Annotated in this window: 7 protein-coding genes; 2 read left to right on the forward strand and 5 right to left on the reverse strand. The window is 64.1% G+C overall.

What is annotated here, in order from left to right; all coding sequences use genetic code 11:
• Nucleotides 1-130: 130 nt before the first annotated feature.
• The 5 genes from GGD65_RS32195 to GGD65_RS32215 all read right to left on the reverse strand — a co-directional run bounded on the left by GGD65_RS32195 (nt 131) and on the right by GGD65_RS32215 (nt 5,399).
• Entirely contained in the window at nt 131-1,744 is a 1,614-nt protein-coding gene (locus GGD65_RS32195) for a benzoate-CoA ligase family protein (protein ID WP_183237875.1), read from the reverse strand.
• Nucleotides 1,741-2,880: an FAD-dependent monooxygenase gene (locus GGD65_RS32200; protein WP_018316433.1), complete on the reverse strand. Its 1,140-nt coding sequence runs from the start codon at nt 2,878-2,880 to the stop codon at nt 1,741-1,743. The genes GGD65_RS32195 and GGD65_RS32200 overlap by 4 nt, the downstream gene beginning before the upstream one ends.
• 191 nt (nt 2,881-3,071) lie before the next feature.
• A complete protein-coding gene (locus GGD65_RS32205; protein WP_183237876.1) occupies nt 3,072-3,287 on the reverse strand; it encodes a hypothetical protein in 216 nt (71 codons plus the stop codon).
• A gap of 120 nt (nt 3,288-3,407) precedes the next feature.
• A complete protein-coding gene (locus GGD65_RS32210) occupies nt 3,408-4,253 on the reverse strand; it encodes a cysteine rich repeat-containing protein (RefSeq protein WP_179732068.1) in 846 nt (281 codons plus the stop codon).
• A 144-nt stretch (nt 4,254-4,397) separates the two neighbouring features.
• Nucleotides 4,398-5,399, reverse strand: a complete 1,002-nt coding sequence (locus GGD65_RS32215) for an NADP-dependent oxidoreductase (protein ID WP_183237877.1) — start codon at nt 5,397-5,399, stop codon at nt 4,398-4,400.
• A gap of 213 nt (nt 5,400-5,612) precedes the next feature.
• Between GGD65_RS32215 and GGD65_RS32220 the strand changes: the two genes are divergently transcribed.
• Together GGD65_RS32220 and GGD65_RS32225 are read left to right on the forward strand one after the other, a co-directional pair.
• Nucleotides 5,613-6,911 carry a dicarboxylate/amino acid:cation symporter gene (locus GGD65_RS32220; RefSeq protein WP_179732066.1) on the forward strand — a complete coding sequence of 433 codons (1,299 nt, stop codon included), beginning with the start codon at nt 5,613-5,615 and terminating at the stop codon, nt 6,909-6,911.
• 9 nt (nt 6,912-6,920) lie between these two features.
• Entirely contained in the window at nt 6,921-7,862 is a 942-nt protein-coding gene (locus GGD65_RS32225; protein WP_018316428.1) for an amino acid ABC transporter substrate-binding protein, read from the forward strand.
• Nucleotides 7,863-8,128: the final 266 nt, after the last annotated feature.

Raw genomic sequence — 8,128 nt, forward strand, 5'->3', positions numbered from 1 at the left:
CTCAGATCTCGTAGGGTGGGCAAAGGCGCCCTTGCGCCGTGCCCACGATCTTTCTCCAACGATCAGAAGACGTGGGCACGCTCCGCTTTGCCCACCCTACGATTGCTGTGCGTGTGTCACCGTCCTCGCCTCACATCCGCAGCAGCGCCTGCCGATCGATCTTGCCCGTGCCCGTCTTCGGCAGCTCGTCGGTGAAGATCACCTCTCGCGGATATTTGTAAGGAAGCAGCTTGCCCTTCACATAGTCCTGCAGCCGCCGTGTCGTCTCGCCCGAGTTGGCCGCGCGGTTGTTCATCACCACCACCGCCTTCAGCGTCATGCGACGGTCCGGCAGCTCGGTGGCGAACACGGCGCATTCGCGAATATCGGGATGGTCGGCGAGGCACAGCTCGACCTCGAGCGGGTAAACCCATTGGCCCGAGATCTTGATCAGATCGTCGGCGCGGCCGCGGAAGAAGTGGAAGCCGTCGGCGTCGCGGATGAAGCGGTCGCCGGTGTAGATCCACCCCGCCTCGCGGATGGTTTCGGCGGATTTGTCCGGCCGGTTCCAGTACAGCGGCGTGTTGGAATCGCCACGCACCCACAAGATGCCTTCCTCGTTGTCGGCGACATCGCGTCCGTCCTTGTCGCGCAGCGCGACCTCGTAGCCGGGCACGCGCAGGCCCGCGGCCCCTAACTTCTTCTGCTCGGGCCTGTTGGAGAGGTAGATGTGCAGCACCTCGGTCGAGCCGAGGCCTTCGACGATCTCCAGGCCGGTGAGCGTCTTCCAGCCGTTGAAGACCTCCGCCGACAGCACTTCGGCAGCGGAGAGCGACATGCGCAGCGACGAGAAGTTGGTCTGTTGCGCGCCCTCGGCCTTGGTCAGGGACGTGTAGAGCGTCGGCAGGCCGAAGAACACCGTCGGGCTGTACTGCTCGATCGCTGCGAAGATCGCGGCGGGTTTCGGTTGCCCCGGCAGCAGCAGCGTTGCCGCGCCTGCCGAAAACGGGAAGGTGACGGAGTTGCCGAAGCCGTAGGCGAAGAAGATCTTTGGCACCGAGAAGCAGATGTCATCAGGCGTCAGCTTCAGCACGTTCTGCGCAAAGGCGAGCTCGCTATAGGCCATGTCGTGCTGGAGATGCACGATGCCCTTGGGCCGGCCGGTCGAGCCGGACGAGTACATCCAGAACGCCATCTCGTTGCGATGCGTCTCCGCTTCCGCCACCTTGGCCGGGAATTGCTTGAGCCAGTCCGTCGCCGCGAGCGCGCTCGGCGCGGCGTGATCGCCCGCCTCGCCATTGGCGACGATCAGCGTGCGCAGGCGCGTATCCTTGCAGGCCTCGGCATTGAAGCGTGGCGCGAATTCAGCGTCCGCCACCGCAACGCTGGCGCCGGAATCGGCGAGGTAGAATTGCAGCAAATTCGGCGGCGTCAGGGTGTTGATCAGGAGCGGCACGAAGCCGGCCCGCACCGCGCCGAAGAACGCGGCCGGATAGGTCGGCGTGTCGTCGAGGAACAGCAGCACGCGGTCGCCGCGTTTCAGGCCGAGCGATGCAAAACCGTTGCCCCAGCGGCAAGCCTCGTCGCAGAGTTCGGCATAGGTCCGTGTGCCTGCCGGACCCATGAGCGCGATCCTGTCGCCACGGCCCTTGGTGAGATTGTCGAACAGCACGCGGCTGGCGTTATAGAGTTCCGGAACGGCAAAGCCGATCTCGCGCGCCCCTTCGCTGTCGGCAGGCACCTGGTCGAAGATCTCGTTGCTCATGCCTCGCCCCCACCGTTCTTGGCGGCCTCGTAACGCGCCATGAAGCCCGGCGACATGTGGCGCAGGCGTGCATCGTCGATGCGGCCGGAGCGGGTGATGTAGCTATAGGCGAAGTCCATCAGGTCCTGCTGCATGTGCTGGGCAAAATGCTCGTACCAGAAGGCACTGGTGCGCGCGGCGTTGACGAGCTTCTGCACCACCGGTTTTCGCGCGGCCTGGTAGCGATGCAGGGCGGTCGCAAGATGCGCATCCGATTCCAGCGCCTTGACCAGCGCGATGGCGTCCTCGATCGCGAGCCGCGTGCCCGAGCCGATCGAGAAGTGCGCCGAATGCAGGGCATCGCCGATCAGCACCATGTTCTTGAACGACCAATGCTCGTTCCAGACCCAGGGGAAGTTGCGCCAGACCGATTTGTTGGAGACGAGGCAATGGCCGCCAAGCGTGTCCGCGAACACCTCTTCGCAGACGCCCTTGGACTGCTCGACGTCCTTGTAGGCGAAGCCATAGGCCTGCCAGGTCGCGTGGTCGCATTCGACCAGGAAGGTGCTCATGGCCGGCGAGTAGCGGTAGTGATGGGCGTTGAAGGCACCGCGGTCGGTCTTCACGAAGGTCTGCGACAGCGTGTCGAAGCGCTTCGAGGTGCCGTACCAGACGAACTTGTTGGAGGAGTAGGACAGCGAGGTGCCGAAATCTCCCTCGAAGGCGCGGCGCACCTGCGAGTTCAAGCCGTCGGCAGCGACGATCAAATCATGGCCGTTGAGCTGGTCGATGGCATGAATCTGCGTGTCGAAGCGCGGGGTGACGCCGACGTCGAGCGCGCGCTGCTGCAGGAACCGCAGCAGCTCGAGCCGCCCGATCGAGGAGAAACCGACCCCGTCGATGGCGACGCTGTCGCCGCCGAGGTTCAGCGTGATGTTCTCCCAGCTCTCCATGTGCGGTGCGATCGCGTCGACCGTCTCGGGGTCGTCGGCACGCAGGAATTCCAGCGCCTGGTCGGAGAACACGACGCCAAAGCCCCAGGTCGCGTCGGCCGGGTTCTGTTCGAACAGGTCGACCTGATCCTCGGGGTGACGCTTCTTCCAGAGATAGGCGAAGTAGAGCCCACCGGGCCCTCCGCCAATCACGGCGATCCGCAACGTCTGCCTCCCTAATTGACAGTATACTTACTATCTAGGGGTAGACTAATGTGCTCCGGCGTCCCGCGCCAGCGGAATTATCGGCCAGCGCAGGCGCGCCAAAGCGCATCTTCGGACACAATTTTTACGCGTGTCCGAAACCGTCAGGTCCGAATCATAGCCAAACCGCGCCGGCTTGGCCATCCGCACCGTCAGACGCAGCGCTTCACGTAGACCCCGTTCACCAGCACCCTGGTACAGCGCACGGTGGGAACCGGCTTGCGGACCACGACGGCCGCGTTCGGCCCGGCGCAGCCGGCGCGATAGACGCCCCGTGCGCACACCACCGCATTGGCGTCGGTGGCCTCGAAGGTCATGGTCGCAGCGAAGGCAAGCAGTGCAGAAGCGACGAGCAGCAATGAACGCATGTGGTCCTCCCGGGCTTGTCGTGATCGAAATCGGATATCTGCAAAAGATTTGTCGTTGCAGGCGTGCGAAAATTCATGCGCACGCCGTTTGTCATTGTCGCGCTTGACGCGTGCGCCGCGTTATCTCGCCGCGAATGGGGCGAGCACGTCCTTGCACGCCGGCGACAGCGAGGCAGCCCTGTTGGAAATGCATTGAATGATGCGGCCGCCTCCGGGCGCGACGCCGGCGCAGAGCGTGCGGATGTCGGCGCCGCAGGCCGACCTCAGGATGAACAGCTCTTCGCGCGGCAGCAACGGACGCAACACGATCACGGCTGGCGCTGCCGCCGGCGCGGCTCCCGCCGCCGGGGCTGCTGCTGCGGGAGCCGCACCCGCGGGCGCCGCCGTTGCGGCAGCGCCACCGCCGGCTGCGGCGCTCACGGCCTTCTCGCAGGCCGGTGAAACTCTGGCCTTGTTCTTTTCAAGGCATTCGAGTGCCGCCGCGCCGCCCGGCGGCACGCTGGCGCACACCTTGGGATAGTCGGCGCGGCACGCGCTCTTGACCGCCGCAACCTGCGCGCTGCTCGGCTGCTTGGTGGCCGCGGCCTTCTGCGCGGGTGCGGCAGCCGGCTTTGCCGCGGGGACGGCATCTGCTTTCGGTGCGGCTGGCGCCGTTTCCGCCTTGGGCGCGGCCTCGGTCTTCGGCGCGGCGGGGGCAGCTTCGGTTTTCGCCGGTTCGACGGCGCGAACCGCGGTCTGGCATCCCGCCGACAGGCTGGACATGTTCTTCGCCAGGCATTGATACGCTTCCACGCCGCCGGGCGTCACGCTCGAGCAATGCGCCATGAAATCCGAACGGCATGCGGAGCGGATGGCGCTCTTCTGGGCCTCGGTCGGTGCTTGCGCGAACGCGCCTGTTGCAGTTGCGAAGAGCGCGGCCGCCAGCAACGCCTTGCGCGTCGATGCCTGTTTCAACGTGTTGAACATCTGGTGATTTCCTGCCCCGTCGGTCACGCCGACGACTTTCAAAATGTGATGTAATCGCAATCTTCGCGAGTGACGCCTCGCAAGCAGCATCATTCGCCGCTTTGACGTCACCCGCAAGTCAATTATGCCGGTGCAATTGCGCCGTCAGAGCCTGACCATGCGCTTGCCGCGGTTCTCGCCCGCGAGCAATCCGATCAGCGCCTTCGGCGTGTTCTTGAGGCCATCGATGATGTCCTCCTGCACCTTCAGCTTGCCGGATTTGACCCAGCCCTGGAGCTCGGCGAGCGCGCGCTGGCTCTCCTTCATGTAATCCATCACGATGAAGCCTTGCATGACCAGCCGCTTCACCACGATCAGCCCGGGCACGCCGCGCGGGCCGTGCGCGGAGGGCGCGCCGTCATATTGCGAGATCGCGCCGCAACAGGCGATGCGGCCATAATTGTTCATCTGCGGCAGGCAGGCTTCCAGAATGTCGCCGCCGACATTGTCGAAATAGACGTCGATGCCCTTGGGTGCAGCTGCGCGCAGCGCCTTGAACACCGCGCCGTCCTTGTAGTCGACGGCGGCATCGAAGCCGAGCTCGGAGGTCAGCCAGCTGCACTTGTCCGCGCCGCCGGCAATGCCGATCACGCGGCATCCTTTGATCTTGGCGATCTGCCCGACGATTGAGCCGACCGAGCCCGCGGCCGCGGAGACCACGACGGTCTCACCCTCTTTGGGCTTGCCGATCTCGAGCAGGCCGAAATAGGCGGTGAGGCCGGCGATGCCGAACACGCTGAGCAGGTGCGTCATCGGCTCGAGCTTCGGCATCTTGGTGAGATGCTTTGCCGGCACCGCGGCAAATTCCTGCCAGCGGGTGTCACCGAACACGATGTCGCCCGCCGCAAGCCCCTCGGCCTTCGAGCTGACGACCTCGGCAATGGCGCCGCCAGCCATCACGCTGTTGGCCTCGACCGCGGAGCGATAGGTCGCGCCGTGCATCCAGGCGCGGTTGGCGGCGTCGAGCGAAATGTATCGCACACGCAGCAAGGCTTCGCCGTCCTTCGGCTCCGGCACTGTGCTCTCCACCATCTTGAAATGTTCGGGGCCGAGCTTGCCGCTGGGTTTTTCGACCAGCAGAATCTGGTGATTGATGTTGCCGCTCATGGCGTTTCCCTCTTTGATTGTCTTGACGATTATTGATGCAGCCGCAGCAAACAAAACGTGCAGGCCGCATGTGTTGTGCGCTGCATGAAGGCTAGATCGCGGCGTTCCATTTCACAACGGGAACATCCTGAAAACGCGATCACACGCAAAGCGTGTTGCGTCGTTGTGATAACTGCGACATCATGAAGCGCCGGTGTACGTGGGGGGTAAGCGATGTCGAACAGGTTCACGCAATACATTCTGGCCGCGATGGTGCTCGGCATCATCATGGGATCGGCAATCTACAACTTCCTGCCCGACACGCGCGCCGACTGGGCGTCCTCGATCAACCTGATCGCCATGATGTTCCTGCGCCTGATCAAGATGATCATCGCGCCGCTGGTGTTCGCGACCCTGGTCGGCGGCATCGCGCATATGGGCTCGGGCTCCAAGCTCGGCCGCATCTTCGCCAAGACAATGGGCTGGTTCGTCAGCGCCTCCTTCGTCTCGCTGCTGCTGGGCCTGATCATGGTCAACCTGCTGCAGCCCGGCGCCAACTTCCCCGGCACGCTGCCTGCGGCGGGCCAATCGACCGGCCTGCCGGTCTCGGCCTTCTCGATCGAGAAATTCCTGACCCATCTGATCCCGACCTCGATCGCGGACGCGATGGCGCAGAACGAGATCCTGCAGATCGTGATCTTCGCGGTGTTCTTCTCGGTGGCGATGGGCGCAATGCCCGAGCGCTCCAAGCCGATCCTGGCGCTGATCGACGACATCGGCCACATCATGCTGAAGGTGACGAGCTACGTGATGCTGTTCGCGCCGCTCGCGGTGTGGGCCGCCATCACGGCGACGGTCGCCAAGAACGGCCTGCTGGTGCTCTGGAAGCTCGTCGTGTTCATGGGCGGCTTCTATCTGTCGCTGGCGATCCTGTGGACCATCCTGGTCATCGTCGGCTTCATCGTGATCGGCCCGCGCTACAGCCATCTCTTGAAGCTGGTCCGCGAGCCGCTGATGATCGCGTTCTCGACCGCGAGCTCGGAGGCGGCCTATCCGAAGACGCTCGAGGCGCTCAACCGCTTCGGCGCCTCGTCGCGGATCTCGAGCTTCGTGCTGCCGCTCGGCTATTCCTTCAATCTCGACGGCACGATGATGTACTGCACCTTCGCGGCCGTCTTCATCGCGCAGAGCTACCACATCGACATGCCGCTCGGCACGCAGCTTGCGATGCTGGCGACGCTGATGATCACCTCGAAAGGCGTCGCCGGCGTGCCGCGGGCCTCGCTCGTGGTGATCGCCTCGACGCTGGCGCAGTTCAACATTCCCGAGGCGGGCCTGTTGATGATCATGGGCATCGATACCTTCCTCGACATGGGCCGCAGCGCCACCAACGTGATCGGCAACACGCTCGCGACCTCGGTCGTAGCCAAATGGGAAGGCGAGCTCGGGCCCGAGCACGAGCTCGGACCCGGCGACGTCGTGCCCGAGGATATGGTGCCGGGCGAAGTGCCCGCGATGGCCAGCCATGGGTAGGAGCGAACCATGCGCCAGACACTGGCGAGGTCACTGACCTCAGGCGGGTTGTTGCTCGCAGCATCGTTGCTCGCGACCTCCTTGTTCGCGACCTCGGCTCGCGCGCAGACCGGCGGCGAGGGGCTCAGCCCGACGCTGGCGGCCGTCAAGAAAGCGCACACGGTGCGGCTCGGCTATCGCGAGAGCTCGCCGCCGTTCTCTTTCCTCGACCAGTCGGGCCGTCCGATCGGCTACAGCCTCGAGCTCTGCGAGGCCATCGTCGAGGAGATCGGCATCGAGGTCGACGATCCCAATCTGAAGATCGATTACGTCAAGGTCACCTCGGACGACCGCATCGACGCCGTGCTGCAGAACAAGATCGACCTGGAATGCGGCTCGACCACCGCCAATGCCGAGCGCGGCAAGCGCGTCGCCTTCTCGCCCCTGATGTTCGTCGCCGGCACCAAGCTGATGGTGCCGAAGGGAGCGGCAATTTCCGGTGTTGCGGACCTGAAGGGCAGGACCGTCGTGGTGACCAAGGGTACGACGAACGAGCAGGCGATACACGCCGTCGACAAGAAGCTCTCGCTCGGCCTCAACATCGTGACCGCGCCGGATCACGAGCAGTCGTTTCAGATGGTGAACGACGGCAAGGCTGATGCATTCGCGACCGACGACATCCTGCTCTACGGCCTGATCGCGCGCCACAAGGCGCAGGAGTATTTTCGGGTGGTCGGGGACTATTTGTCCTATGACCCCTACGGCATCATGTTCAGGAAGGGCGAGCCGCAGCTCTCCGCCGTGGTCGAACGTGCCTTCCGCAAGCTCGGCTCCAACCGCGATCTCGTCCCGCTCTACAACAAATGGTTCACCGCGAGGCTTCCCACCGGCGAACGTCTGAACGTGCCGATCTCGCTGCAGCTGGAAGAGGCGTTCAGGGCGATGGACGATTCAGCGAGCGCGAATAATTAGCGTTCGTGTCGTGCCGCAGGCTCGATGCCTTCCCTTCTCCCCTTGTGGGAGAAGGTGGCGCGAAGCGCCGGATGAGGGGTTAGCTCCGCAAATTCAGACGCAGAAGTTTCACTCGCGGAGAGAGACCCCTCACCCGTCTCACCGCTACGCGGTGAGCCACCCTCTCCCACAAGGGGGCCTGTTGCGTAATCCGCCAGTTGTGATTCCCTAGGGCAAAGCCTTGGAGGTATCGATGGCGGTGAAGCGGACAGGACAGCCGAGCTTTG

Origin of the sequence: Bradyrhizobium sp. CIR18, from assembly GCF_014198295.1 — a bacterium.
Taxonomy (GTDB): domain Bacteria; phylum Pseudomonadota; class Alphaproteobacteria; order Rhizobiales; family Xanthobacteraceae; genus Bradyrhizobium.

Bases quoted from the DNA above. Each gene is read 5' to 3' on its own strand.
- GGD65_RS32220 (WP_179732066.1), top strand. From the start codon at position 5,613: ATGTCGAACAGGTTCACGCAATACATTCTGGCCGCGATGGTGCTCGGC.
- GGD65_RS32215 (WP_183237877.1), bottom strand. From the start codon at position 5,399: ATGAGCGGCAACATCAATCACCAGATTCTGCTGGTCGAAAAACCCAGC.
- GGD65_RS32195 (WP_183237875.1), bottom strand. From the start codon at position 1,744: ATGAGCAACGAGATCTTCGACCAGGTGCCTGCCGACAGCGAAGGGGCG.
- GGD65_RS32205 (WP_183237876.1), bottom strand. From the start codon at position 3,287: ATGCGTTCATTGCTGCTCGTCGCTTCTGCACTGCTTGCCTTCGCTGCG.
- GGD65_RS32225 (WP_018316428.1), top strand. From the start codon at position 6,921: ATGCGCCAGACACTGGCGAGGTCACTGACCTCAGGCGGGTTGTTGCTC.
- GGD65_RS32210 (WP_179732068.1), bottom strand. From the start codon at position 4,253: ATGTTCAACACGTTGAAACAGGCATCGACGCGCAAGGCGTTGCTGGCG.